Annotated in this window: 26 protein-coding genes and 2 tRNA genes; 11 read left to right on the top strand and 17 right to left on the bottom strand. The window is 49.6% G+C overall.

The features are described 5' to 3' along the window. Positions 1 to 79 precede the first annotated feature (79 nt). Entirely contained in the window at positions 80 to 1,105 is a 1,026-nt protein-coding gene (purR, locus tag FEM44_RS23225) for an HTH-type transcriptional repressor PurR (RefSeq protein WP_000190978.1), read from the top strand. Here purR and punR read toward each other — a convergent pair. Then, positions 1,102 to 2,034: a DNA-binding transcriptional activator PunR gene (gene punR, locus FEM44_RS23230; RefSeq protein ID WP_135522363.1), complete on the bottom strand. Its 933-nt coding sequence runs from the start codon at positions 2,032 to 2,034 to the stop codon at positions 1,102 to 1,104. The genes purR and punR overlap by 4 nt on opposite strands. Positions 2,035 to 2,146: 112 nt before the next feature. Here punR and punC point away from each other — a divergent pair, with 112 nt between their 5' ends. Both punC and cfa read left to right on the top strand, forming a co-directional pair. After that, on the top strand, positions 2,147 to 3,358 hold the full coding sequence (punC, locus tag FEM44_RS23235; protein WP_135522362.1) for a purine nucleoside transporter PunC: 1,212 nt from the start codon (positions 2,147 to 2,149) through the stop codon (positions 3,356 to 3,358). A 288-nt stretch (positions 3,359 to 3,646) separates the two neighbouring features. Continuing rightward, positions 3,647 to 4,795 (top strand): cyclopropane fatty acyl phospholipid synthase, encoded by a 1,149-nt coding sequence (gene cfa / locus FEM44_RS23240; RefSeq protein WP_130257790.1) that lies wholly within the window; start codon positions 3,647 to 3,649, stop codon positions 4,793 to 4,795. A 51-nt stretch (positions 4,796 to 4,846) separates the two neighbouring features. Here cfa and FEM44_RS23245 read toward each other — a convergent pair whose 3' ends face one another. Further along, positions 4,847 to 5,464: a riboflavin synthase gene (locus FEM44_RS23245; protein WP_064530047.1), complete on the bottom strand. Its 618-nt coding sequence runs from the start codon at positions 5,462 to 5,464 to the stop codon at positions 4,847 to 4,849. Positions 5,465 to 5,679: 215 nt separating this feature from the next. On the opposite strand from FEM44_RS23245, the gene mdtK reads away from it, so the two are divergent. Continuing rightward, positions 5,680 to 7,053: a multidrug efflux MATE transporter MdtK gene (gene mdtK, locus FEM44_RS23250; protein WP_130218963.1), complete on the top strand. Its 1,374-nt coding sequence runs from the start codon at positions 5,680 to 5,682 to the stop codon at positions 7,051 to 7,053. A gap of 38 nt (positions 7,054 to 7,091) precedes the next feature. Here the strand turns inward: mdtK and FEM44_RS23255 are convergent, their stop codons facing one another. Continuing rightward, on the bottom strand, positions 7,092 to 8,348 hold the full coding sequence (locus FEM44_RS23255) for an AIDA repeat-containing protein (RefSeq protein ID WP_135522361.1): 1,257 nt from the start codon (positions 8,346 to 8,348) through the stop codon (positions 7,092 to 7,094). A gap of 308 nt (positions 8,349 to 8,656) precedes the next feature. Between FEM44_RS23255 and FEM44_RS23260 the strand changes: the two genes are divergently transcribed. The 4 genes from FEM44_RS23260 (at position 8,657) to FEM44_RS23275 (ending at position 10,963) form a co-directional block, all read left to right on the top strand. After that, positions 8,657 to 8,733: transfer RNA gene (locus FEM44_RS23260), tRNA-Val, on the top strand. Positions 8,734 to 8,737: 4 nt separating this feature from the next. Then, positions 8,738 to 8,814, top strand: a tRNA-Val gene (locus tag FEM44_RS23265). A gap of 113 nt (positions 8,815 to 8,927) precedes the next feature. Continuing rightward, positions 8,928 to 9,233, top strand: coding sequence for a monooxygenase (locus tag FEM44_RS23270; protein ID WP_135522360.1), 306 nt, complete (start codon positions 8,928 to 8,930; stop codon positions 9,231 to 9,233). 125 nt (positions 9,234 to 9,358) lie between these two features. Continuing rightward, complete coding sequence (locus FEM44_RS23275) at positions 9,359 to 10,963, top strand: FAD-NAD(P)-binding protein (RefSeq protein WP_135522359.1); 1,605 nt, start codon at positions 9,359 to 9,361, stop codon at positions 10,961 to 10,963. Between the two features lie 10 nt (positions 10,964 to 10,973). Here FEM44_RS23275 and ydhT read toward each other — a convergent pair whose 3' ends face one another. The 7 genes from ydhT to fumD form a co-directional block, all read right to left on the bottom strand. Then, a complete protein-coding gene (gene ydhT, locus FEM44_RS23280; protein ID WP_135522358.1) occupies positions 10,974 to 11,786 on the bottom strand; it encodes a protein YdhT in 813 nt (270 codons plus the stop codon). Between the two features lie 3 nt (positions 11,787 to 11,789). Further along, a complete protein-coding gene (gene phsC, locus FEM44_RS23285) occupies positions 11,790 to 12,575 on the bottom strand; it encodes a thiosulfate reductase cytochrome B subunit (RefSeq protein WP_135522357.1) in 786 nt (261 codons plus the stop codon). Then, the gene (locus tag FEM44_RS23290) at positions 12,572 to 13,240 is read right to left on the bottom strand and encodes a 4Fe-4S dicluster domain-containing protein (RefSeq protein ID WP_135522356.1); all 669 of its coding nucleotides are present in this window, start codon (positions 13,238 to 13,240) and stop codon (positions 12,572 to 12,574) included. The genes phsC and FEM44_RS23290 overlap by 4 nt, the downstream gene beginning before the upstream one ends. A 63-nt stretch (positions 13,241 to 13,303) precedes the next feature. Next, a complete protein-coding gene (locus FEM44_RS23295; RefSeq protein WP_130218951.1) occupies positions 13,304 to 13,954 on the bottom strand; it encodes a YdhW family putative oxidoreductase system protein in 651 nt (216 codons plus the stop codon). A gap of 12 nt (positions 13,955 to 13,966) precedes the next feature. After that, positions 13,967 to 16,069: an aldehyde ferredoxin oxidoreductase gene (locus FEM44_RS23300; RefSeq protein WP_135522355.1), complete on the bottom strand. Its 2,103-nt coding sequence runs from the start codon at positions 16,067 to 16,069 to the stop codon at positions 13,967 to 13,969. A 20-nt stretch (positions 16,070 to 16,089) separates the two neighbouring features. Then, positions 16,090 to 16,716, bottom strand: a complete 627-nt coding sequence (locus tag FEM44_RS23305) for a ferredoxin-like protein (RefSeq protein WP_130208224.1) — start codon at positions 16,714 to 16,716, stop codon at positions 16,090 to 16,092. A gap of 459 nt (positions 16,717 to 17,175) precedes the next feature. Continuing rightward, positions 17,176 to 17,385 (bottom strand): fumarate hydratase FumD, encoded by a 210-nt coding sequence (gene fumD, locus FEM44_RS23310; RefSeq protein WP_000528337.1) that lies wholly within the window; start codon positions 17,383 to 17,385, stop codon positions 17,176 to 17,178. A gap of 350 nt (positions 17,386 to 17,735) precedes the next feature. On the opposite strand from fumD, the gene ynhH reads away from it, so the two are divergent. From ynhH to lpp, 3 genes are all read left to right on the top strand, one after another. After that, complete coding sequence (gene ynhH, locus FEM44_RS25685; RefSeq protein WP_242664678.1) at positions 17,736 to 17,930, top strand: protein YnhH; 195 nt, start codon at positions 17,736 to 17,738, stop codon at positions 17,928 to 17,930. Positions 17,931 to 17,937: 7 nt separating this feature from the next. Then, positions 17,938 to 19,350, top strand: coding sequence for a pyruvate kinase PykF (gene pykF / locus FEM44_RS23315; RefSeq protein WP_064530058.1), 1,413 nt, complete (start codon positions 17,938 to 17,940; stop codon positions 19,348 to 19,350). Positions 19,351 to 19,660: 310 nt separating this feature from the next. Continuing rightward, entirely contained in the window at positions 19,661 to 19,897 is a 237-nt protein-coding gene (gene lpp / locus FEM44_RS23320) for a murein lipoprotein Lpp (protein ID WP_000648420.1), read from the top strand. Between the two features lie 62 nt (positions 19,898 to 19,959). Here lpp and ldtE read toward each other — a convergent pair whose 3' ends face one another. The 7 genes from ldtE to sufA all read right to left on the bottom strand — a co-directional run bounded on the left by ldtE (position 19,960) and on the right by sufA (position 26,625). After that, entirely contained in the window at positions 19,960 to 20,964 is a 1,005-nt protein-coding gene (ldtE, locus tag FEM44_RS23325; RefSeq protein ID WP_135522354.1) for a L,D-transpeptidase LdtE, read from the bottom strand. Between the two features lie 148 nt (positions 20,965 to 21,112). Then, a complete protein-coding gene (gene sufE, locus FEM44_RS23330; RefSeq protein WP_000279741.1) occupies positions 21,113 to 21,529 on the bottom strand; it encodes a cysteine desulfuration protein SufE in 417 nt (138 codons plus the stop codon). 12 nt (positions 21,530 to 21,541) lie between these two features. Further along, positions 21,542 to 22,762 carry a cysteine desulfurase SufS gene (gene sufS / locus FEM44_RS23335; protein WP_135522353.1) on the bottom strand — a complete coding sequence of 407 codons (1,221 nt, stop codon included), beginning with the start codon at positions 22,760 to 22,762 and terminating at the stop codon, positions 21,542 to 21,544. Next, on the bottom strand, positions 22,759 to 24,030 hold the full coding sequence (gene sufD / locus FEM44_RS23340) for a Fe-S cluster assembly protein SufD (protein ID WP_135522352.1): 1,272 nt from the start codon (positions 24,028 to 24,030) through the stop codon (positions 22,759 to 22,761). Before sufD ends, sufS begins: the two co-directional genes overlap by 4 nt. Next, positions 24,005 to 24,751: a Fe-S cluster assembly ATPase SufC gene (gene sufC, locus FEM44_RS23345; RefSeq protein ID WP_135522351.1), complete on the bottom strand. Its 747-nt coding sequence runs from the start codon at positions 24,749 to 24,751 to the stop codon at positions 24,005 to 24,007. The genes sufD and sufC overlap by 26 nt, the downstream gene beginning before the upstream one ends. Before the next feature lie 9 nt (positions 24,752 to 24,760). Next, positions 24,761 to 26,248 (bottom strand): Fe-S cluster assembly protein SufB, encoded by a 1,488-nt coding sequence (gene sufB, locus FEM44_RS23350; protein ID WP_135522350.1) that lies wholly within the window; start codon positions 26,246 to 26,248, stop codon positions 24,761 to 24,763. Positions 26,249 to 26,256: 8 nt separating this feature from the next. Next, a complete protein-coding gene (sufA, locus tag FEM44_RS23355; RefSeq protein ID WP_135522349.1) occupies positions 26,257 to 26,625 on the bottom strand; it encodes a Fe-S cluster assembly scaffold SufA in 369 nt (122 codons plus the stop codon). Positions 26,626 to 26,785 lie beyond the last annotated feature (160 nt).

Consider the following 26,785-nt stretch of genomic DNA (forward strand, 5'->3'; position numbering starts at 1 on the left):
TTGCGCGTAAGGTGTGTAAAGGCAAACGTTTACCTTGCGATTTTGCAGGAGCTGAAGTTAGGGTCTGGAGTGAAATGGAATGGCAACAATAAAAGATGTAGCGAAGCGAGCAAACGTTTCCACTACAACTGTGTCACACGTTATAAACAAAACTCGTTTCGTCGCTGAAGAAACGCGCAACGCCGTGTGGGCAGCGATTAAAGAATTACACTACTCCCCTAGCGCGGTAGCGCGTAGCCTGAAGGTTAACCATACCAAGTCTATCGGCTTGCTGGCGACCAGCAGCGAAGCAGCCTATTTCGCGGAGATCATCGAAGCGGTTGAAAAAAATTGCTTCCAGAAAGGTTACACGCTGATCCTCGGCAACGCGTGGAACAATCTGGAGAAACAGAGAGCCTATCTGTCGATGATGGCGCAAAAACGCGTCGATGGCCTGCTGGTCATGTGTTCTGAGTATCCGGAACCGTTGCTGGCGATGCTGGAAGAGTATCGCCATATCCCGATGGTGGTAATGGACTGGGGCGAAGCAAAAGCCGACTTTACCGATGCGGTCATCGATAACGCGTTTGAAGGCGGCTACATGGCCGGACGCTATCTGATCGAACGCGGCCATCGCGAAATTGGTGTCATCCCTGGCCCTCTGGAACGTAATACCGGCGCGGGTCGTCTGGCAGGGTTTATGAAGGCGATGGAAGAAGCGATGATCAAGGTGCCAGAAAACTGGATTGTGCAGGGTGACTTTGAACCTGAATCGGGTTATCGCGCCATGCAACAAATCCTGTCGCAGCCACACCGCCCTACTGCGGTTTTCTGTGGTGGCGATATCATGGCAATGGGCGCACTTTGCGCTGCTGATGAAATGGGTCTGCGCGTACCACAGGATGTTTCGCTGATCGGTTATGATAACGTACGCAACGCCCGCTACTTTACCCCGGCGCTGACCACTATCCATCAGCCAAAAGATTCACTGGGCGAAACGGCGTTCAACATGCTGTTGGACCGTATCGTCAACAAACGCGAAGAACCGCAGTCTATCGAAGTTCATCCGCGGCTTATTGAACGCCGCTCCGTGGCTGACGGTCCGTTCCGCGACTATCGTCGTTAATCATCCGTTGCGGGAGTCTCTTCCGGCTCCCGCAGCCACTCCTTATTCAGCGTCTCACTATCGCCGAGATACTCCAGCAACCAGGTTAACGCTGGCGACATATCATTCTGCTGCCATGTCAGGCAACATGCCGAATCAGGGAATGGATTTTCCAGTTCTAACGCCACCCATTTTCCCTCATTAAGCCACGGTTTGGCGAAATGCGTAGGCACCATGCCAATGCATAAACCGGCCGAGATACAGGTTGCCGATGATTCCCAGTCAGGTACGACAAGCCTTTTTTGGTTATCCAGCAGCCAGGTAATTCGTTTGGGCAACGTCCGCGACGTGTCTTCGCGCACAAGCGACGGCCAGTTGCGCAACGTGTCATCGCTGAGCGGCCCATTCATCGACGCAAGCGGATGATGACTGGCAACAACGCAACTCCAGCTCAACATTCCCATATCCCGGAAGGCGTAACGGCCACCGACCGGAATCGCTCGTGTCGCGCCAATCGCCAGTTCCACGCGCCCGTCGGAAAGCGCATCCCAGACGCCGTTGAACACTTCCTGAAAAACCAGAAGTTCGACGTCATCAAAATGGCGATAGAAATCAACAATCATCTGCCGCGTGCGTTCTGGCCTGACAATATTATCTACCGCGATAGCTAATTGACCGCGCCAGCCGTTCGCTATCTGCTGACATTGTTGGCGGGTGATCTGCATTTTTTTGACAACAGAGCGCCCTTCTTTGAGAAACCACGCCCCGGCAGCGGTCAGTTCCACGTCACGATGACGCCGTTCAAACAGCGGCACCGCCAGCCACTCTTCCAGCTGACGCACGGTATAGCTGACCGCAGAAGGAACGCGATGCAACTCCTGGGCTGCAGCGCTAAAGCTGCCATTTCGCGCCACTGCATCAACCACTTCGAGAGAATATTCAGACCACATAGTTTGCCTGCAAAATTTTTGAAACCAGTCATCAAATATTACCGTTTCACAACAGGAATTTCACTCCCTACACTTTGCGACGGTGTTTAATTGAGGAATTTAGAGAATATACATGCAACCTGGGAAAAGATTTTTAGTCTGGCTGGCGGGTTTGAGCGTACTCGGTTTTCTGGCAACCGATATGTATCTGCCTGCTTTCGCCGCCATTCAGGCCGACCTGCAAACGCCTGCGTCTGCTGTCAGTGCCAGCCTTAGTCTGTTCCTTGCCGGTTTTGCCGCTGCCCAGCTCCTGTGGGGGCCGCTCTCCGATCGTTATGGTCGTAAACCTGTGTTATTGATCGGCCTGACAATTTTTGCGCTGGGTAGTCTGGGGATGTTATGGGTGGAAAACGCTGCCACGCTGCTGGTATTGCGTTTTGTACAGGCAGTGGGTGTCTGTGCCGCGGCCGTTATCTGGCAGGCATTGGTGACGGATTACTATCCTTCACAAAAAGTTAACCGTATTTTCGCGACCATTATGCCTTTAGTGGGGCTTTCTCCGGCGCTTGCTCCGCTGTTAGGTAGCTGGCTGCTGGTCCATTTTTCCTGGCAGGCGATTTTCGCCACTCTGTTTGCCATTGCCGTAGTGCTGATTCTGCCCATTTTCTGGCTTAAACCCACCACGAAAGCACGCAATAATAGTCAGGATGGACTGACCTTTACCGATCTGCTGCGTTCAAAAACCTATCGCGGGAATGTGCTGATTTATGCGGCCTGTTCAGCCAGTTTCTTTGCCTGGCTAACCGGTTCACCGTTTATCCTCAGCGAAATGGGCTACAGTCCGGCAGTAATCGGATTAAGTTATGTTCCGCAAACCATCGCGTTTCTTATTGGTGGTTACGGCTGTCGCGCCGCATTGCAGAAATGGCAGGGTAAGCAGTTGTTACCGTGGCTGCTGGCGCTGTTTGCCGTCAGCGTGGTAGCAACCTGGGCTGCGGGCTTCATTAGCCATGTGTCGCTGGCCGAAATTCTGATCCCATTCTGTGTGATGGCCATTGCCAACGGGGCAATCTACCCGATTGTGGTCGCCCAGGCGCTACGCCCCTTCCCGCATGCGACTGGCCGCGCTGCTGCATTGCAGAATACCCTGCAATTGGGTCTGTGCTTCCTCGCAAGCCTGGGGGTTTCCTGGCTCATCAGCGTCAGCACGCCGCTGTTCACCACCACCAGCGTAATGTTATCGACTGTGGTGCTGGTTGCCATCGGCTATAAGATGCAACATCAAACTGAATCTCACTGCCAGAATCATGGCGAGACGGAAGTCGCACATAGTGAATCACATTGATCTATAGCGATATCGTTATAATTAGGCTGCTAACAAAATTTTGTTGTATGATTGAGATTAGCAGCCTATACTGAGTTCCAGTTGTTAATATTACGATAAATATTATGTTTTTACGGGGACAGGAGCGTTCCCGGGTCACTATGGATGGTCATTTCGGCAAGGGTTCCTCCTTTCCTCTGTTCTACGTCGGATTATAGACTCGCGGTTTTCCTGCGAGATTTCTCACAAAGCCCAAAAAGCGTCTACGCTGTTTTAAGGTTCTGATCACCGACCAGTGATGGAGAAACTATGAGTTCATCGTGTATAGAAGAAGTCAGCGTACCGGATGACAACTGGTACCGTATCGCCAACGAATTACTTAGCCGTGCAGGCATCGCCATTAATGGCTCTGCCCCGGCAGATATTCGAGTTAAAAACCCCGATTTTTTTAAACGCGTTCTACAGGAAGGATCGTTGGGGTTAGGCGAAAGTTATATGGATGGCTGGTGGGAATGTGACCGACTGGATATGTTTTTTAGCAAAGTCTTACGCGCTGGGCTTGAAAACCAACTCCCCCATCATTTCAAAGACACACTACGCATTGCTGGAGCACGGCTCTTCAATCTGCAAAGTAAGAAGCGTGCCTGGATAGTAGGTAAAGAGCATTACGACCTTGGTAATGACCTTTTCAGCCGTATGCTGGATCCCTTCATGCAGTATTCCTGCGCTTACTGGAAAGATGCCTATAATCTGGAATCTGCCCAACAAGCGAAGCTCAAAATGATTTGTGAAAAATTGCAGTTAAAACCGGGCATGCGGGTTCTGGATATCGGCTGCGGTTGGGGCGGACTGGCGCATTACATGGCGTCTAATTATGACGTAAGTGTGGTTGGTGTCACGATTTCTGCAGAACAACAGAAAATGGCCCAGGAACGCTGCGCAGGTCTGGATGTCACCATTTTGCTACAGGATTACCGTGACCTGAACGACCAGTTTGACCGTATTGTTTCGGTTGGTATGTTCGAGCACGTCGGACCGAAAAATTACGATACCTATTTTGAGGTGGTGGATCGTAATCTGAAGCCAGAAGGCATTTTCCTGCTACATACTATCGGCTCGAAAAAAACCGATCTGAATGTTGACCCGTGGATTAACAAATATATTTTCCCGAATGGTTGCCTGCCTTCTGTACGCCAGATTGCGCAATCCAGTGAACGACACTTTGTGATGGAAGACTGGCATAACTTTGGCGCTGACTATGACACGACGTTGATGGCCTGGTATGAGCGATTCCTCGCCGCCTGGCCGGAAATTGCCGATAACTACAGTGAACGCTTTAAACGGATGTTTACGTATTATCTGAATGCTTGCGCTGGTGCCTTCCGCGCCCGTGATATCCAGCTCTGGCAAGTGGTGTTCTCACGTGGGGTCGAAAGCGGCCTTCGCGTTGCGCGTTAAGTGTTATTTCATCGCCCCCATTTTGGGGGCGATGTCATTTCAAATGCAGTCTTATTTCTTTTCCCGTGCCGCCAACACACGTTCTACAGTATCGACCACGGCCTGAGTTTGCGGATCGATTTCGATATTGACGCGTGCACCGAGTTTTTTCTTACCGAGAGTGGTACGTTCCAGCGTTTCCGGAATTAAATGCACACAAAAGCGGGTCGCTGTCACTTCACCAACCGTCAGGCTGATACCATCAATACCAATAAACCCTTTATACAGGATATATTTCATTAACTGCTCATCCTGTACTTTGAACCAGATCTGGTGGTTATTTTCTGATGTTATTATTTTCGATACTTCTGCGGTGGTCATAATATGACCTGACATTAAATGTCCGCCGATTTCATCGCTGAATTTAGCAGCTCGTTCTACGTTTACCCAATCCCCAACGTTTAAATCGCCAAGGTTTGTTATTCGTAACGTTTCTTTCATCAGATCAAAGCTGATACGGTTGCCGTTAATTTCCGTTACAGTCAGGCAGCAACCGTTATGCGCGACAGAAGCGCCTGTCTCCAGACCATCCAACATGTAATCAGGTAATTCCACTACATGGGTTCGAAAATTTGCTTTCTCGTCAATCGACACCAACTTCGCGGTGCCCTGCACTATCCCCGTAAACATACTTACAACTCCTGAAATCAGTTAGGACATTCTGTTCAGCACAATAGCAGGTGGGAAACGTCCTTACCAGTAAAGGGGGTTGAGTGGTTATTTTTTCACTGGAGAATTAATAAATCCTCGCTACAATAGACTGAATTTCCCCTGCTTCTTCTTTTTGCTGCCCATTCAGGCGGTTTTTTAGTCTCTCATATAACAACAATATAAAAGGTGTTCACGTGCAGAAATACATTAGTGAAGCGCGTCTGTTATTAGCATTAGCAATCCCGGTGATTCTCGCGCAAATCGCCCAAACAGCGATGGGTTTTGTCGATACCGTCATGGCGGGCGGCTATAGCGCCACCGACATGGCGGCAGTCGCCATTGGTACTTCTATCTGGCTCCCGGCGATTCTTTTCGGTCACGGACTGCTGCTGGCAATGACGCCAGTCATCGCGCAATTGAATGGTTCAGGTCGCCGTGAACGTATTGCGCATCAGGTGCGACAAGGTTTCTGGCTGGCCGGTTTCGTCTCCGTGCTTATTATGCTGGTGCTGTGGAATGCGGGTTATATCATCCGCTCCATGCAAAATATCGATCCGGCCCTCGCCGATAAAGCAGTGGGTTATCTGCGTGCACTATTGTGGGGGGCTCCGGGCTATCTGTTCTTCCAGGTCGCTCGTAACCAGTGTGAAGGTTTGGCAAAAACCAAGCCGGGCATGGTGATGGGCTTTATTGGCCTGCTGGTGAACATTCCGGTTAACTATATCTTTATTTATGGTCACTTCGGCATGCCTGAACTCGGTGGCGTCGGCTGTGGTGTGGCGACTGCGGCGGTGTACTGGGTAATGTTCTTTGCTATGGTTTCTTATATTAAACATGCCCGTTCTATGCGCGATATCCGCAACGAAAAAGGCACCGCGAAACCAGACCCGGCAGTAATGAAAAGACTTGTGCAACTTGGTTTACCTATCGCGCTGGCACTGTTCTTTGAAGTAACACTTTTTGCGGTGGTTGCGCTGTTGGTATCTCCGCTCGGTATTGTCGATGTGGCAGGCCACCAGATTGCCCTGAACTTTAGTTCGCTAATGTTCGTTCTTCCGATGTCACTGGCAGCGGCTGTGACTATCCGTGTGGGTTATCGTCTGGGTCAGGGTTCCACGCTGGATGCGCAAACTGCCGCACGAACCGGGCTTATGGTTGGCGTCTGTATGGCAACGATGACGGCAATTTTTACAATCTCACTGCGGGAGCAGATCGCTCTTCTGTATAACGATAATCCAGAAGTTGTGACACTGGCTGCACACCTGATGTTGCTGGCGGCGGTGTATCAGATTTCTGACTCGATACAGGTAATCGGTAGCGGGATTTTGCGTGGTTATAAAGATACGCGATCTATTTTTTATATTACCTTTATCGCGTATTGGGTGTTGGGTTTACCAAGTGGTTATATCCTGGCATTGACCAATCTGGTGGTTGAGCCGATGGGGCCGGCAGGTTTCTGGATAGGCTTTATTATCGGTCTGACTTCTGCTGCCATTATGATGATGCTACGTATGCGTTTCTTGCAACGTCTACCATCGGCTATCATTTTGCAACGTGCATCTCGATAAAAAAATGAGGCGCAATCCGCAAAGATTGCGCCTTAATTTTAGGCTGACTGGAGCGTTGCGCCAATGCCATCTTCGTCCGGCTGCAATTTAAGTGTGCTGCAAATAGGCTGCCGACTGGCATCCGTTATCTCAACGTGAATATCACCGCTGACTTCCCCTTTCACACTGATGAATTCTGGAGAAATTTCTTTCGCACTGGTTTGCAGGCAAATCGTTCCTTCTCCTCGCAGACGTTTCACCTTCAACTGCACAGACGTTGCTGTTGACGTTATCAGCCACACTTTTCCACCATCGAGATTCAGGTTGCCAACATAGAAAGTGACATCGTCACCTTTAACCGTGCTGCCATCGAGGATCAACACGCCTTCCTGCTGGACCGTAATCGTTGATTGTTTCAGATCAGCGCCATAGCCAACAATCATAGAAGCGCCGTCCTGTAAGGCAACGCTCCCCGTAAGTTCAACCGGAGCACAGTCTTCTTCTACGACGAATTTTTCATCCGCACTGGTGGGAGACATCACAATCACTGTCCCACTTTGTACCACTGCGTTTTCCAGCGTACCGGCATGCACTTCAGCCCGCCCACCGGTTTTAACTGTCAGGTTTTTAGTCTTACCAGAACTGTAGAGTTGCAGACCGTCTGTCCCCAGGCGATAAACGGCGCCATTCTCAACGATGGTATGAATGTCTTCGCCGCCGAGATTATTCATGGTGCCACCCGCAATCAGCGTATCACTGGCTTTACCTGCCAGCATAAAAACGCCGCCGTGGTTTATCTCACCATTGATGGCTTCTCCACCAGGGTAAACCAACAGTTCACCACCTTCATCTACAACAACTGCTGATGCGGTTCCGTTGACCAACAAACCACCATCCTGATCCAGAATGATTTTTTCCGCGCGATGGCCCTCGAGTACCCGCAGATTACCGCCATTCTCCAGCAATAAACCGCAGGCATAGCCCTGATCAACGCTAAATTCACCTTCGGGATGGCGGCCATTAACAGTCGCGAGCGTTGAAAGGCTAATCGCTCCACCGTCTGACTGAACAATGTCAGTGGCTATTGCGCCGTCACCGACTGATAACGTGCCATTGTTGCTGTACTGTGTACATTTGGCGATTCCACCAGTTTCAACTTTCAGCCAGCCAGCGTCTGTGACCACGGTATTTTCTGCTCTTCCGCCTGCCTCAACAATCAACTCGCCATCAGTAAGTTGAGTCGCGCCGATAACGTCTCCAGCATGAACAATTTGCACTTTCCCGTCGCTAATCAAGTTTTTTGCATCAGATCCCATGACTTATTCCTTTGCTGCATCTGTGTGCCTTTATCGCTACCTAAGTGTAAAGGCTACGAAGGATTTATCCACGATAGAATTGATATGGTGGCAAAGTCTCTGTTTTACATTGTGAGTCGAGGGATAATCGGCTGTATCAGATCTAAATATGATCTCTGGCCAAAAATCGCCCTTGCAAATCAACAAAATATCGCCAATTTGTTTAAAAGCTCTGCAAACGATAGAAATACCGCAGAAAATTACGATTTGCCTCTTGCCACCTTCACGCTCTGCCGCTAATATTCGTCCCCGTTGTCACCTACAACGTTGCGTTCATAGCTCAGTTGGTTAGAGCACCACCTTGACATGGTGGGGGTCGTTGGTTCGAGTCCAATTGAACGCACCATCCTGCGTCCGTAGCTCAGTTGGTTAGAGCACCACCTTGACATGGTGGGGGTCGGTGGTTCGAGTCCACTCGGACGCACCAGATTTTCTTAATCTGGTCTTCTCTTCCCTTTTGTTTCTCCTGCTTCTTCTCTGTATCCAATACGTTAAAAGATTTACACTATCCTCGTATGCGTTATCAGAAGGAGAATAGCTATGGCGACTTTATTACAACTTCATTTCGCTTTTAATGGCCCCTTTGGCGACGAAATGGCTGAGCAACTTAAACCGCTTGCCGAGTCGATTAATCAGGAACCCGGTTTTCTGTGGAAGGTGTGGACAGAAAGTGAAAAGAACCATGAAGCCGGTGGGATCTACCTTTTTATAGATGAAAAAAGCGCCCTGGATTATCTGGACAAACATACTGCCCGCCTGAAAAATCTTGGTGTCGCAGAAGTTATTGCCAAAGTTTTCGATGTCAATGAGTCACTGAGTCAAATCAATCAGGCAAAACTCGCCTGACAGAGATTAATGAAGGGCGATACGCGCCCTTTTCGTCCCTGTCTGAAATTTCTCCTTTTCTAAATATTTCCACCACACTTATCTGATAACACCAAATTCAAAAAAAAGCATACAGGTAAGTAACAATGAAAAAAATTGCCATTGTGGGTGCCGGACCAACAGGGATCTACACTTTCCGATCACTTTTGCAGCAGCAAACGCCACTCTCCATTTCTCTCTTCGAGCAAGCCGACGAGGCGGGTGTCGGTATGCCGTACAATGATGAAGAAAACTCTAAAATGATGCTGGCAAATATTGCCAGCATTGAAATACCGCCGATTTATTGTACTTATCTGGAATGGTTGCAAGAGCAAGAGGCCAGCCATCTGCAACGTTATGGCGTTAAAAAAGAAAGCTTGCACGATCGCCAGTTTTTGCCGAGGATTTTGTTAGGAGAATATTTCCGCGATCGCTTTTTACGGTTGGTAGAGCAAGCCCGGCAGCAGCAATTTGAAATCAACGTTTATGAATCTTGTCAGGTGACTGATCTGCAAGTCACAGACTCTGGCGTGCTTATCTTCACAGATCGGGATTTGCCAGTTGAGACGTTTGATTTAGCCTTAATAGCCACCGGTCACGTCTGGCCTGACGAAGAACAGGCAAGCCGAACATATTTCCCCAGCCCGTGGTCAGGGTTAATGGAAGCGAAAATTGAAGCCTGTAGCGTGGGCATTATGGGAACATCCTTGAGCGGACTGGATGCTGCAATGGCGGTTGCTATCCAGCATGGTTCCTTTATTGAAAAAGATAATCAACGCATTCTGTTTCAGCGCGATAGCGACAGTGAAAAACTCAGTATTACATTGATGTCACGCACAGGTATTTTGCCAGAAGCCGATTTCTATTGCCCAATTCCCTACGAACCTCTATGCATTGTCACTGAACAGACCCTGAACGCGGAAATTGAAAAAGGTGCACAGGGCCTTCTGGAACGGGTATTTAAACTTATAGTGCGAGAGATTATTTCGGCTGATCCTGACTGGAGCCGACATATTGCGATAGAGAGCCTGAATGTCGATACCTTCGCGCAAGCCTGGTTTGCTGACCGTAAACAGCATGATCCATTTGCCTGGGCAGAAAAAAACCTGGCAGAAGTCGAGCGAAATAAACGTGAAAAACATACCGTTCTCTGGCGTTATGTCATTCTTCGCCTGCATGAAGCCGTACAGGAAATTGTTCCGCATCTGAATGAGCACGACCATAAACGGTTCAGTAAAGGCCTTGCCAGAGTATTTATCGACAATTATGCAGCTATTCCTTCTGAATCTATAAAGCGATTACTGGCTTTGCGCGAGGCGGGAATTATCCATATTCTCGCTCTCGGTGAGGAATACGAGATGGAAATCGACAAAACGCACACAATGCTGAAAACAGCGGACAACAGCTACTCGTTTGACGTTTTTATTGATGCTCGTGGGCAACGCCCGCTCAAAGTGAAAGACATTCCTTTCCCTGGACTACGTGCACAGCTACAGAAAACAGGCGATGAAATCCCTGATGTCGGTGAAGATTATACGCTACAGCAACCGGAAGAGGTTCGTGGTCGCGTGGCGTTCGGCGCGTTGCCCTGGCTAATGCACGATCGGCCTTTCGTTCAGGGGCTTACGGCTTGTGCTGAAATTGGCGAGGCTATGGCGCAGGCCGTCGTGAAGCCAGCATCCCGCGCACGCCGACGTCTGTCGTTTGATTAAGGTAAAAGAGTCAGCATTCCACAAATTGATGCTGCTCATTCAGACGATAGCGAACTCCGGCGCGAATATTATTTTCACCTTCAACGGCTACGGCAAAGCGCACTCTTTCGCCGTCATGATAAGCCAGCGCGGCGCTGCCTCCTGGCCCGAGAATAATTGAATCCACCACGCCCGTACTCACTACCGTTGAATTTTCACCGCTGGCGATGATATGAACGTTATCGCCGCTGTTGGCAATCCTGGCGTTTGCGCCAAAGCTGGCGATTTGCACCAGATCGCCATTACTGGCGACATGACACCGTTCACCCAATGTACAAACGCGTACTCGCATTCCGGTATTCGCAATACGACTGCTGTCTCCGGCGCTGCTTATCCGCGAGGAATTACCGGTTACAGCAACACGAGCACGTTCACCTGAGCTACCGATATGGCTGTTAAAGCCGACACTGCCAATCCGCACGCTATAACCCATGCTGGCAATTTGCGCAGCATACCCCACGGTAGCGATTCTGGCGTTATCCTCACAACAGCCGACGCGTGCGTGATCGTCGGCCCGGGCGAACTGACTGCAAAAGGGTATCTCTACGGGGTCCCTGGCCAGTTTTTGCATTGAGGAAACTTCCTGACGGGCGAAATTTTCGTCTGCCAGCCATTTTTTCCAGGCGTACTCAACCAGACTTTCCGCCCAGTCAGTAAATCCTTCGCCAATCAGGGCGTGGTGAATATCGGCATAAATTCCACCTTGCGGAAAACGGCGCAGAAACCAGCGGTACATAACCGCTCCTACACGCCACTCTCGCAGGTCAGCTCGTGTAATGATCATTCGTTAATGCCGGTGATAGCCATCGACCATACATTTAAAGGTTTCGTGCGAAGTACGCCCCGTGGTGCAAAGATAGAGATGGCCGAAGATAAAAAAGAGGCTTATAGCTGCCAGAGCAAAATGCGCCTGCAATAACCAGTATCTTACGCCAGGGAACACGTCCCCCACGGTTTGCGGGTAAAGGCATAGCAGCCCCGTCAACAGTAACAGCGGCAGCAATCCATACATCACACCAACATAGGCTGCCTGCTGCAATGGATTGAATTTAGACTGTGTTGTTGCAGGAAATGGATGATCTTCCCCTTGCATAATTCCAAGCAGATAAAACCGCGTTTGTTTAGCCGCTCGCCCCAGCCAGCCCTGACGGCGGATAATGTAGTGATGACCATTACCCCCAACGGCATTAATGAGAATAAAGCCAAGCCAGCATGCCAGTAGCAGGAATCCACAAACTTCATGTAAGGCAACCAGACTTTTGACTGCAGCAACGCCCACCAGCGCAAAGTGATTGATTAGCCCACTTGCCAGCAACAAGACAAAGAGTAACGCATTCGACCAGTGCCATAATCTCACCGCCCTGCTGTAGAGATAAACCTTCTCGCCATGACCAGTGGAGGATTTCTTTTTACCACGAGCGCGAAGTAAGGCGTGAAGCCCCAACACTAACCACATCCCGACCAGCAGCAGCCCGGCAATGACCAACCACACAGGCCAAAATTCGGGAGAAAACTGCGGTACATAGTTTGCCAACTGGTTATGAAATTGTTCAGCATTTTGCGACGGGTTCATACATTTTCCTTTTTAATCAAATGTTGACCGAACCGGCGATACAGATGCGGTTTCCCGGCACCAGGCAGCTGATATTGATAGTATTTATTTTCCTGTAACCACGCCTGAATTTCTGGGCTATCTTCGCGACCAAAGATTAACGCATGTTCCGGACAGGCGCTAACGCAGATGGGCGGAAAACCTTTTGCCAGCCGAGACTCGGCACAGAAATCACATTTATCCGCCACTTTGGTCAGTGGATTAAGGTAACGAACCTGATACGGGCATGCGCCGATGCAGTAGCTACAGCCAATGCATTGTGGTTTTTCTACCCGCACGATCCCCTGTTCATCACGCCACGATGCCCCTGTGGGGCAAACGTCAATGCAAGGAGCATCTTCACAGTGCTGGCATGACTGGCGAAAAAAGTGATACAGCGTTTCGTTATTGTTATCGGTGACCGGGATATGCGCAATAGACAAACGACTTCCCTGTGCCGGTACATGGTTAGTTTTACGGCATGCTCTGGCGCAAATATTACAGCCATTGCACCGTGATTCATCGTGAATCATGGCATATCGAACTTCCTTTCCTTGTCTGCTGTTCGCCAACAAAGAAGGTGCTGAACCGGTAAAAAAGATTACCGTTCCCATCCCCAGAACAAATTTGCGTCGAGTGAAGGACATCTTATTATCCTCTAATGCTGTGGCTGCGACTGTCCACCCTATCCATGATATCTCCCTGAAACTTCAGGGATTCTGAAACTGCTCAACCTCGAACCATTCACATAAGCCATAAGCTTTGCCATAGCTCATAAAACGCTCGCTAAACAGGTACAACACAGCCGTTGATGACGTCACCTGGCGTATATCGGCATATTCAGGAGCGATATCCATCGCGGCGAGCGCAGCTTCAATCTGCGCTTCCTGGTAGTAATATGGCGCTTGCGTCAACATGGCGACCTTGTAAGGCCGGGGATACGTCTGGCATTCGAAGCGAACGGCGTGTGCAATGGCCCGACAGATGTCCTGCTCAACAACCTGCAAAGACATAGCGGCATAGTTTTCGCTCATGGTTTGCGTTGAGTAGTAATAATCATCTTTACTGCCCGTCATACAGGCGATATCTGCGAAATCTGAACTCTGCCGTATGCTTTCCAGCAATGCAGAAAGATCCTCTTCAGCAACCGAATATGGCGGCGACAGGAACACGGCGCGTGCAACCAGTTGACCCGCCGTCGAATGCTGGCGGATAAACTCCGCCAGAATTTCAGCCGGTTCAGGTCCTGTAACCGCATCGTTCGCAGTGTCATCGGGCTGACGCATACTGTGCAACCATTGACGCTTAGTCACGTCAATATCAGGTGCTTCCAGTTGTGTCATTTCCTCCTGCTGGCTCATTACGCCGGTTCCTTATGCTGGTAGCAGGTTATGTGTCGCCAGATCGGCGGCAATATCTTCCAGCCCGAGTCGATGAAGCGTTTCTCGCGTTGGACAACCAAGCTGTGGGTCCCAGCCCATTTCCTTGTAGAAAAGCGTGAGTGACTGGTGCATATCATCGCGGTCCATTTTGTCAGTACCTTCACTGAAGACCGGAATCTGCGGATCTTTATCAAATACCCAGGAACAGATCAGGTCATGCTCATTACGCATATCTTTGGTTTGCATCAGTTTTACCGTGTAGGCACGATGTAACGTAAAGATACGCTCAGCAGCTAAATCTAATTTTTCCTGCGTCATATCTTCGCCAGTGATTGCTTTAAAGAATTTGGCTTCTAGCGCAAGGTCGCCACGATAATTGCGGCTTTTAAGTGGCGAAACGGTCATTGGCCAGACCCAGTTGCACAGGGTGACGGCGTTATGCAAACAAACCCGCAACAGCGACCATTTGGCATATTTAATTTTTGCGTCATTGATCGGCGTGTAGTTTTTGGTTTCATCGTAAGCATCTTCAGAGCCAAAAAGTTCTTTTGCCACTTCACGCTGCAGTTTCAACGGCAAACCGGATCCGATAAAGTTGATGTGCGTATGCGTCATACAGTCACGGTTGAACATGCAGTTAACAATAGAACCGACCTGCGCCGACGCTTCATTGGCATGGTGAACCGGATAACCAAACGGCGACCAGAGTTTATTTTTTGCGTAGCCCCAGTACTCTTCACCCAAATTCCAGCGTTCAGCAATGGCATACGAGCCATCAGCCAGATGACTCAACTCACCCACGCGGTGCGCCAGACGGTAGTAAAAATCTTTAATGAAGTTAACGTCGCCCGCTTCCAGCTGATCCCAACGAATTTCCGCATACTCTTCAGCAGGCAGAACGCGCTTGAACACGCCTTTGCTGTAGCAATACGTAAAATCTCGATGCAGCTGCCCGTAGTTACACCACAGCCCGTAGTCATCGAACAGATTCAGACCAACCAGATTACCAATCACCCGTCCATCATCTTTATCTTCAAAATCTTTCGGCCCGTTCGGGAAGATGGTGGTATGGACAAAGTTAGCAACACAGGTGTTACCACCTGTACTGGGTACACCAAACTCTTTAACCCGAGGAATGTTCATCTGGGTCATACAACGAATTGGGCATGAGTGGCAGCCACTCATTTTGACGGTGTATTTTTCTGCTGCCGGACCTAAGTCAAAGACGGATTTATAGGTGCGGAAACCGACCGTGTTCTGATTGCCAGGCGGGATTTCTCCTGTTTCAATCGGGCCGCCTTCCGCTGCGCCCCAAAACAGCCCTTTACGTGCCGTCCAGCGTGATTTGGGATCAGAGTACTCTGCCCACGATTGCGGCGTACTTGGCACGACATGATTGTTATTAGCGCCAATAAGTTCGGTCATCATATAGTCATTGAGCCGTTTCATCTCCTGGCGATCGGCAATGTTGACTCCTTTTGTCCCTTCAACCGCAATCGCTTTCAGGTTTTTGGAGCCCATTATTGCGCCAGTTCCCGCGCCGCCACTGTGGTTACGACTATTCAGCATGCCAGAGAGAGGCACAAGATTTTCACCCGCCTGACCAATAGCCGCTACACAGGTTTCAGGGCAGGTTAAACGGCAAATTTCTTCCGTGGTTGCACGCGTCCCTTTCCCCCACAAGAAATCGGCTTTCTCCAGGCTAACCTTGTCATCTTTTATATTTAGCCAGACCGGTGATTTCGCTTTACCCTCGATAATAATGACGTCGTATCCGGCGAATTTCATTTGTGCAGCAAAAAAGCCGCCCATATGGGCATCGACGACTAAATTTCCTTTGGTAAATGTGGAAAGTGATGTGATATTTACGCGAGAACTACAGGGTGCACCAGACCCTGTCAACGGCCCCGTAGCAAAAACTAATTTATTTGCTTCATCGAAAGGTTTGGTGCCTGGAGGTACTTCGTCATACATAATTTTGTAGCCAAAGCCCATACCACCGACAAAATCTTTAAACTTACTGGAATCTTCGAGGGTAATATTTCCTGTCGTAAGATTGACTCTTAATATATTGCCAGTCCAACCGTTAGCCATGATTTTTTCCTTTGCAAGATTCACACAGTAATATCTTTCCACTCGATAATTTTTAACGCCCCTGTTGGGCAGGCGTTTGCGCATTCACCGCACAACACACATTTCGAGGATTTTTTAGTTTCAGTATTTACGGTGGCCATCATCCACGGACACGCAGTGGTACAGGCGCTACAACCAATGCAACGTTTATGATCGACGGTTATACATCCCTCTTCCTGCTGCCAGGTAATCGCGCCAATCGGGCAGACCTTCAGGCATTGAGGATCTTTACATTGGCGGCAGGTGTCGGCGGTATAATTCAGATCGCCGTATAAGCCGCCACCGGAACCTACGCCCTTGTCGCCAAAGAAATAATTACGATGGATTTTGATGCGGGAGAAAAAAGTACCAACGGCGCCATCGTTATAGTTGGTACAGGAGATTTCACAGCGGTGGCAGCCGGTGCAACGCGCACGCTGGGTAACTAACACTCCTTTGGGCGTGTTTATCAGCCCCACCGTGCCGCTATCGACATCTTCCTGTTTACAGCCCAAAAGCGACAATAACGCAGGGGCTATTGTTAAACCAGCAAGACCTTTTCCTGATATACGCAAGAACTCTAATCGCGTTAAGCCAATATCTAATAGTGGACGTTCAACCGGGTTCATTTATTTCGCATCCTCTTCGCAAACACAGTGCTGACAATTCAGCAGCCTGATATTAAGCATTCAACTAATACGCTGCTGACTATGCCTCCAACACCAGATATTTTTGCCCTAACCCGATAGCGTATGAGACATGATTTAACGCAAGCAAACTAATCCTTTATGGTTAGGAGAAAAAATAATGTGATTATTCTTAATCCTTAACATTGATCGTTATCAATTAATAACGGAAAGCAGAAGATTAAAAGCGGAGTGATATTTGTTATCATTTGAAATGAATTTCATTTACTCTACAATAATTTGTGACATACATTCCAGAATATAGAAATAGCTAATTCGCTATAAAATTAAATACACATCGCAATTAATAGGGCTGCCTTACATCCATTTATAAAAATAAACTTACATGTGACGATATAATAAAACAGAGGGGATAAGGCGTTACGCGCTATCCCCGTACAATTATTTCACCAGTGCATTAATGACTGTTTCCATCGCCTGCTTTTCTAATTCGCTGCGTTGGATGCGTTTATTTGCTAATGCTGTACGCAACACACCAGCGATGACGATGTGTTTTGGCTCCTGGCCCAGGTCACGCATCTCCAACACCACTTTCCCTACCACTCTGCACATTTCGCGATACAGCTCATCATCTTTTGTCCGGTTGCCCATTATTCACACCCATTTATCATGCCAGTTATCAGCATATATCAATCTCATTACTTAAACAAAAAACAAACAAAATCAAACAAATAAATCGATAAATTATTATAATTACATCTGTTGTGTAACGAGGGTATGCACTCTGTCTTTACTCCAGTCATCCTCCACCTTCCAGCCATCGCCTTCCCGTTGCGCAAACAGCGATCATTTTGCGTAATCTGCTATCGAGGACGTTAAATCTTTGATCACAGTTTATTGTGTATATGCATGAATGTTTTTGAAACGCTGTTTTTGTTTTCCTTTTTGATTAAATTCAGCGTATAATCCGCGCCAATTGACTCTTGAATGGTTTCAGCACTTTGGACTGTAGAACTCAACGACTCAAAAACAGACACTCACGTTGGGCTGAGACACAAGCACACATTCCTCTGCACGCTTTTTCGATGTCACCTATCCTTAGAGCGAGGCACCATCACTTTCGTAATACCGGATTCGCTTTCCGGCAGTGCGCCCAGAAAGCAAGTTTCTCCTATCCTTCTCAACTTAAAGACTAAGACTGTCATGAAAAAGACCAAAATTGTTTGCACCATCGGCCCAAAAACCGAATCTGAAGAGATGTTAGCTAAAATGCTGGACGCGGGCATGAACGTCATGCGTCTGAACTTCTCTCATGGTGACTATGCAGAACACGGTCAGCGCATTCAGAACCTGCGCAACGTGATGAGCAAAACCGGTAAAACTGCCGCTATCCTGCTCGATACCAAAGGTCCGGAAATCCGCACCATGAAACTGGAAGGCGGTAACGACGTTTCTCTGAAAGCAGGCCAGACCTTTACTTTCACCACTGACAAATCTGTTATCGGCAACAGCGAAATGGTTGCGGTAACTTATGAAGGTTTCACCACCGACCTGTCCGTCGGCAACACCGTACTGGTTGACGATGGTCTGATAGGTATGGAAGTTACCGCTATCGAAGGTAACAAAGTTATCTGTAAAGTACTGAACAACGGTGACCTGGGCGAGAACAAAGGTGTGAACCTGCCAGGCGTTTCCATCGCCCTGCCGGCACTGGCAGAAAAAGACAAACAGGACCTGATCTTCGGTTGCGAACAAGGCGTAGACTTTGTTGCTGCTTCCTTTATCCGTAAACGCTCTGACGTTGTCGAAATCCGTGAGCACCTGAAAGCGCACGGCGGCGAAAACATCCAAATCATCTCCAAAATCGAAAACCAGGAAGGCCTCAATAACTTCGACGAAATCCTCGAAGCATCTGACGGCATCATGGTTGCACGTGGCGACCTGGGTGTAGAAATTCCGGTTGAAGAAGTTATCTTCGCCCAGAAGATGATGATCGAAAAATGTATCCGTGCACGTAAAGTCGTTATCACTGCGACCCAGATGCTGGATTCCATGATCAAAAACCCACGTCCGACTCGCGCAGAAGCCGGTGACGTAGCCAACGCCATCCTCGACGGCACCGACGCAGTAATGCTGTCTGGTGAATCCGCAAAAGGTAAATATCCGCTGGAAGCTGTTTCTATCATGGCGACCATCTGCGAACGTACCGACCGCGTGATGAACAGCCGTCTCGAGTTCAACAACGACAACCGTAAACTGCGTATCACCGAAGCGGTTTGCCGTGGCGCCGTTGAAACTGCTGAAAAACTGGATGCTCCGCTGATCGTCGTAGCGACCCAGGGCGGTAAATCTGCTCGTGCAGTACGTAAATACTTCCCGGATGCAACCATTCTGGCGCTGACCACCAACGAAAAAACGGCTCATCAGCTGGTACTGAGCAAAGGCGTTGTACCGCAGCTAGTTAAAGAAATTACCTCTACTGATGATTTCTACCGTCTGGGTAAAGAACTGGCGCTGCAGAGCGGTCTGGCGCACAAAGGCGACGTCGTAGTCATGGTTTCTGGCGCGCTAGTACCGAGCGGTACGACTAACACCGCATCTGTTCACGTCCTGTAATATTGCTTTTGTGAATTAATTTGTATATCGAAGCGCCCTGATGGGCGCTTTTTTTATTTAATCGATAACCAGAAGCAATAAAAAATCAAATCGGATTTCACTATATAATCTCACTTTATCTAAGATGAATCCGATGGAACCATCCTGTTTTCTCTCAATTTTTTTATCTAAAACCAAGCGTTCGATGTTTCTTTGAGCGAACGATCAAAAATAAGTGCCTTCCCATCAAAAAAATATTCTCAACATAAAAAACTTTGTGTAATACTTGTAACGCTACATGGAGATTAACTCAATCTAGAGGGTATTAATAATGAAAGCTACTAAACTGGTACTGGGCGCGGTAATCCTGGGTTCTACTCTGCTGGCAGGTTGCTCCAGCAACGCTAAAATCGATCAGCTGTCTTCTGACGTTCAGACTCTGAACGCTAAAGTTGACCAGCTGAGCAACGACGTGAACGCAATGCGTTCCGACGTTCAGGCTGCTAAAGATGACGCAGCTCGTGCTAACCAGCGTCTGGACAACATGGCTACTAAATACCGCAAGTAATAGTACCTGTGAAGTGAAAAATGGCGCACATTGTGCGCCATTTTTTTGCCTGCTAATTACGCCTATTGCGTCGCTCGTAACATATTTCCTTGCTCTGGTTCACCATTCTGCGCTGACTCTACTGCAGGCGCATTGCTGGCTGCGGGTGTCGCTCCGCTGCTTACCGCTACCGGATACCCTGCCCGACGATACAATGCTTTATCGACTAACTTCTGATCTACAGCCTTATTGTCTTTAAATTGCGTGAAGCCTGCAGGCAGTGCGTACGGCATTGTCTGAACGTTCTGCTGTTCTTCTGCCGATAACGGTCGATGCACTTCAACATAACGCATCCCGTTCGGTTCTACAGAGTATTTTACCGGTTCGTTGATCACTCTTACCGGCGTTCCCGTTCTCACACTGGAGAACAGTGCTTTAATGTCCGCCGCGTTCATACGCATACAGCCTGAACTGACGCGCAAACCAACGCTGTCCGGCGCACTGGTGCCATGAATGAGGTATTCGCCGTTGCCGTGCGCCAGGCGCAGTGCGTAGCGTCCCAGAGGGTTATTCGGCCCGGCTGGAACAACAGGCGGTAATTTGATGCCTCGCTCCAGTGAACGCTGACGAATACCCGCCGTGGGCGTCCAGGTAGGATTGGGGATTTTCTGCCCTACCCGTGTTTCCATCACCGGCGTTTCCAGCCCCTGTAAGCCAATGCCTATCGGGTAGACCTGCACGATATTTTCTCCCGGCGGATAATAATAAAGACGCAGTTCCGCAAGGTTCACAATTATCCCCTGGCGCGGTGCATCAGGTAATAACAGTTGCGAAGGAATGGTTATTGTCGTGCCTGGTTTTGGCACCGGAGCAATTGTGTTATTGGCTTCAAGGATCAACATTGCCGCAGTATCAAAACGGCGGGCAATAGCCTGAAGGTTTTTATCCCCCTCTTGCACCGTATAGGTTTGATTTTGCCCAACCAGTCGGCTTCCGGTTGGTGGGAGCGGGTAATCTACCGCCCAGGCTGTCTGAATGGCGCTGAAAGCGCCGATAAGAGTCAGTGTTAGTAAAGACGCGCGTTTCATTGTAAACCTCCTGTATTTGCCGGTGGCTCACGCTGAAACGACGGATGGCGCTTATGTTTACCTGAAACCGAAACACTCCTGTGCAGGCCAGTGTAAACATCGACCACCCGGCAAAGTGAGCCTACCGGATGAAAGCTGTTCCTTTAGTTTAGCTAAGTGCAGCGGCTTTGGCGCGAATTGCGCGAATCATCGCTTCCAGACCTTGTGAGCGTGATGGGGTGAGATGTTGGGTGAGCGCCATTTTTTCAAACCACGGGCGCACATCGAAATTGACAATATCCTGCGGCGTCATTTGATCGTAGAGAATAAAAACGACCGCAATAAGCCCTTTCACAATGGCCGCATCGCTGTCGCCCTGCAATTCAATAATTCCCTGCGCATTCTGGCGCATTACAATCCATACCTGACTCTGGCATCCCTGAATACTATTTTGCGGGCTTCTGTCTTCGTCGCGTAATTCTGGCAGACGCTGTCCCAGTTCAATAATGTAGAGATATTTCTCTTCCCAGTTGGTGCAGCGTAAAAAGTTACGCAGCAATTTTTCTTTATCCGGCAATACAGCCATAGAGCCTCCCTTTTACCCCAGTAGACGATGAATACGTTGCAATCCAGTTACCAGACGATCCACTTCTTCATGGGTGTTGTACATTGCCAGCGACGCCCGACACATCGCGGGGACATTGTAATAGGCCATTAATGGCATTGCACAGTGATGTCCGGTACGCACAGCAATACCGTAGTTATCAAGAAAACTGCCGACGTCATAGGCGTGGTGTTTACCGAGATTAAAGGCAATAACGCCAAGTCTGTCCGGCGGACCATAGAGCGTAAGATCCGGCACCGCTGCCAACTGCGACAATGCGTAATGCATCAGATTCTGTTCATACTCGGCTATGTTATTAAGCCCAAGCGCCGAAACATACTCCAGCGCCGCGCCAAGGCCAATAATACCTCCGGTATTGGGCGTACCGGCTTCAAACCGCCATGGCGCTTTAGTCCAGGTAGTGCCTTCACTCAGGCTGACGGTGGCGATCATAGAACCGCCACCTTCCCACGGCGGCATCTCCTGCAACAAGGCTTCTTTGACATAAAGAATGCCAATCCCGGTGGGGCCATACAGTTTATGCCCGGAAAACACGTAAAAATCGCAATCCAGTGCCTGAACATCCACCGGATGATGCATCACTGCCTGAGCGCCATCCACCAGCACTTTTGCGCCATGCTGGTGCGCAAGCGTGATCATTTCCGGCAGCGGATTTTCCGTCCCCAGCACATTAGACACGTGAGTAATTGCCAGCAGTCGGGTTTTCTCGTCGAACAGATTGGGCAGTGTATCCAGTTGCAGCGTGCCATCCGGGTTAAGCGGGATCACCCGTAGCTCTGCACCAACGCGTGCGCAAAGCATCTGCCAGGGAACAATGTTAGCGTGGTGCTCCATCTGACTGATGATGATGTTATCGCCTGCCCGCACGTTGCTGTTGCCCCAGCTATTGGCGACCAGATTGATCCCTTCCGTCGTGCCGCGGACGAACACCAGCTCTTCCGCCGAACGGGCATTGATAAACAACGATGCCCGCTTGCGCACGTTCTCCATTTTCTCGGTCGCCTGGGCGCTTAACGTATGAATACCGCGATGCACCGCGGCGTAGCCGTGACGATAAAACTCAGCCTCGGCGTCAATTACCTGGCTCGGTTTCTGCGCACTGGCGGCGCTGTCGAGATAAGCCAGTGGCAGACCGTTCACCTCACGCGAAAGCACCGGAAAGTCGGCCCGCACTTTGTCGACGGAAAAAGTCATCTTGTACCTCCCGGCAGTCGTTGGCCGATTCGAGCCAGCACCTGCTGTTTAAGACCATCATCGCGCAAGGCTTCCGTCAGTTCGGCAGCAAAGGCGTAGATGATCATCTGCTGGGCATCCTGCTGATTGATCCCACGCGAACGCAGATAGAACATTTGCTCATCATCAATACGCCCCACCGTCGCGCCGTGGCTGCATTTCACATCATCGGCATAGATTTCCAGCTGCGGTTTGGTATCCACTTCCGCCAGCTTGCCCATCAGCAGATTATTATTGGTCATCTGGCCGTCAGTCTTGATGGCATGCTGCGCGACGTTAATCAAACCGTTAAATACCGCGCGGCCTTTGTCGCTGACGATAGTTTTGTGCAACTGGCGGCTATTACAAAAACCTTTATTGTGTTCAAGCCAGGTGCGGGTATCGCATACTTCATTTTTCACCGGCATCGCCAGGCTATTGATCCGCAGCGTGCTGTTTTCGCCATTGAGTTGCGTACTGGTGTTGTGCCGTAACACGGTGCCACCAAGCAGGAAACTGTGGCTAAATGCGGTGGCATCGTCCGCCAGCAGTAAATCGTTATGGGCAAAGTGGTGGCTGACCGGGTTTTCAAACGCCAGCTTGATATGCTGCAAGTGGGCGTTTGCTGCGACGTTGATAGTGAAGCGCGCGCCGGTAAAATGGCGCGCATCATTAAGGCTGACAAAATGTTCAATCACCGTCGCTTCGGCACCTTCCGCCAGATCCAGATGATGGCGGTAATGAGCGGTGTTCACCCCTTCACCTGCCACGCCCTGGGTAATATGCATTAACAGCAATGGCTTTGCAGGCCGTTGACCGCGCTTCACGGCAATATGCGTAACGCTTTGTGCCAGGCTTTCCGTCAAATGCAAAAAGACTTCTGGCTGAATGGCATCGGGCAGCCCCTGACGGTTGTCGTTAACGCTTACATCATACCCGCTGCCTTCACTTGCATCGCTAAGCGCTGGCATGTAACGTCCATCGACAAACACCAGCCGCACGGCGTCTAACGTTAACGCTAAGGCATCGCGTTGTTGCGGGGATATATCACCCGCAATGCTGACAAACTGGCTATTGGTCAGCCCTTCCAGCGGCGTATATTTCCAGTGCTCATGTTTACGTGTCGGCAGACCGGTACGCAGCAATTGCTGTAAATGCTGCTGAGCTTGCGGGGAGCGTTTTGCCCCTTCAGCCTCAAACAAGTGATGCCACTGTTGCAGCGCGTTACTGCTGTTCGCTAAGCCAGCCATAACCCTGCTCCTCCAGTTGTTTGACCAACGTGAAATCACCGGATTTCACAATTCGCCCCTGATATAGCACGTGGACGTAATCAGGCTTGATATAGTCAAGAATGCGTTGGTAGTGCGTCACGATAATGAACGAACGCTTGCCATCACGCAGCGAGTTCACGCCATCGGCAACCACTTTTAATGCATCGATATCCAGCCCGGAGTCCGACTCATCAAGAATGCATAACTCCGGTTCCAGCACCGCCATTTGCAAAATATCGTTGCGCTTTTTCTCACCACCGGAAAAACCAACGTTGACCGAACGCGTTAATAAATCTTCCGGCATCTTCAGGAGAGCGATTTTTTCTTCCATCAAATCCTGAAAATCGAAGCGGTCGAGCGTTTCCTGACCGCGATAACTACGCACCGCATTGAGCGCCGTTTGCAGGAAAAACTGGTTACTGACGCCAGGGATCTCCACCGGATACTGGAAGGCCATAAAGATGCCTTCGCCTGCGCGATCTTCCGGCGACAACGCAAGCAAATCTTTGCCTTTAAACTCAACTGTGCCGTCCGTCACTTCATAATCTTCGCGCCCGGCAAGCGTTGCCGATAAGGTACTTTTACCCGAACCGTTTGGTCCCATAATGGCGTGAACTTCGCCGGGACGAACGTCGAGGCTTAATCCGCGCAGGATAGCTTTATCTTCCACGCTGACGTGTAAATCTTTAATACTTAACATATTTATTCCTTATCCGACGCTATGCTCAAGACTGATGGCGAGGAGTTTTTGTGCTTCAACGGCAAATTCCAGTGGCAGTTCCGAGAACACATCTTTGCAGAAACCATTAACAATCATCGAGATGGCGTCTTCTTCGCTGATCCCGCGCTGCAGGCAGTAAAACAGTTGATCTTCGCCAATGCGCGATGTGGTTGCCTCGTGCTCCAGTTGCGCACTGTTGTTACGACACTCGACATACGGGAAGGTATGCGCCCCGCAGTTGGCGCCAATCAGCATTGAGTCGCATTGAGTGAAGTTGCGTGCATTGGTTGCCGTCGGCATGATTTTCACTAATCCACGATAACTGTTCTGGCTGTGTCCGGCGGAGATCCCTTTCGAGATAATGGTTGATTTAGTGTTTTTACCGATGTGGATCATCTTGGTGCCGGTATCCGCTTGCTGATGACCGCTGGTCAGTGCCACTGAGTAAAACTCACCAATGGAGTTATCGCCGCGCAGAATGCAGCTGGGATATTTCCACGTAATGGCTGACCCGGTTTCTGATTGCGTCCATGACATTTTGCTGTTTTCGCCTTCGCACAAAGCACGCTTGGTGACGAAATTGAGAATACCGCCGGTGTTGTTATCGCCAGGGAACCAGTTTTGTACCGTGGAGTATTTCACCTCAGCGTTTTTATGGATGATGACTTCCACCACCGCCGCGTGTAACTGATAGCTGTCACGCACCGGAGCGGAACAGCCTTCAATGTAGCTGACGTAGCTGTCTTCATCGGCCACCAGAATGGTGCGCTCAAACTGCCCGGTTTTTTCCGCGTTAATGCGGAAATAGGTGGAGAGCTCCATCGGGCAGCGCACGCCTTTAGGCACATAAATAAACGTACCGTCAGAGGCCACCGCCGCATTAAGCGCGGCAAAGAAGTTGTCATTCCCGGGTACCACGGTGCCGAGATATTTCTTCACCAGTTCCGGGTGATCGTGAATCGCCTCGCCAAAGGAACAGAAGATAATTCCCTGCTCCGCCAGTTTTTCGCGATAAGTGGTGGCAACCGAAACAGAGTCGAAAATGGCATCCACCGCCACCTCTTTGCCTTCCCGCACGGGAACGCCCAACTGCTCAAACGCCGCCTCCACCTCTTTACTTAAAAAGGCGTTCGCGCCAGTTTGCTGCACCGCGCCGGGTTCAGACGCGCAGTTGTCGTCACAATTACCGCACGATGGTGCCGAGTAGTAGCTGTAATCCTGATAATTCAGCTTGTCGTAGTGCGCTTTCAGCCAGTGCGGCTCTTCCATCTCCAGCCATGCGCGATAGGCGCTGAGACGAAACTCCAGCATCCACTCCGGCTCATTACGCTTCGCCGAAATTGCGCGCACCACCTCTTCGTTTATGCCCTTAGCCAGCTCATCAGTCGCTAATTGGGTGAAGAATCCTTCTTTATAATTCAGCGGGCCGCCGGTCCATGTTTTGACATCGTCAGTTGCTTCAGTATTACGAGACATAGTACCGCCTATACCCCAAAGCTTTCGCCACAGCCACATTCATTCTGGGCTTTCGGGTTGTGAAATTTGAATATCTGATTGAGTCCTTCGCGAACGAAATCGACTTCCGTGCCATCAATAAACGGCATCGCTTGTAGCGGGACGTACAGCTTCGCGCCGTCACGTTCAAACAGCAGATCATCTTTCTCTGGCTCGCTGACGCTGTCGAGCACATAGCCAAAGCCCGCGCAGCCTGTTTGTTTGACGCCCAAACGCACGCCAACCATACCCGACTGCTTCGCGACTAAATCACGTATATGCGCCGCGGCTGCGGGTGTTAACGTTAAGCCTTGCCAGGCGAAATCCTGTGGATTAAACGTTCCTGAATGCATGTCCATCGATTTACCTCACTTCATCGCTTTCAGCGGATAACAGCATGTTAGTGATAATGATTATCAGTTCAACCCAGCAAACGCAGGGGCTTTAGCGTAAAACATGCTTTTTGCCTGTATTTAATAAGCATAGACCCTGATGAGAGGGTTAACAGGCATGCTAAGA

The organism is Escherichia sp. E4742 (genome assembly GCF_005843885.1).
In the GTDB taxonomy this organism is placed as follows: domain Bacteria; phylum Pseudomonadota; class Gammaproteobacteria; order Enterobacterales; family Enterobacteriaceae; genus Escherichia.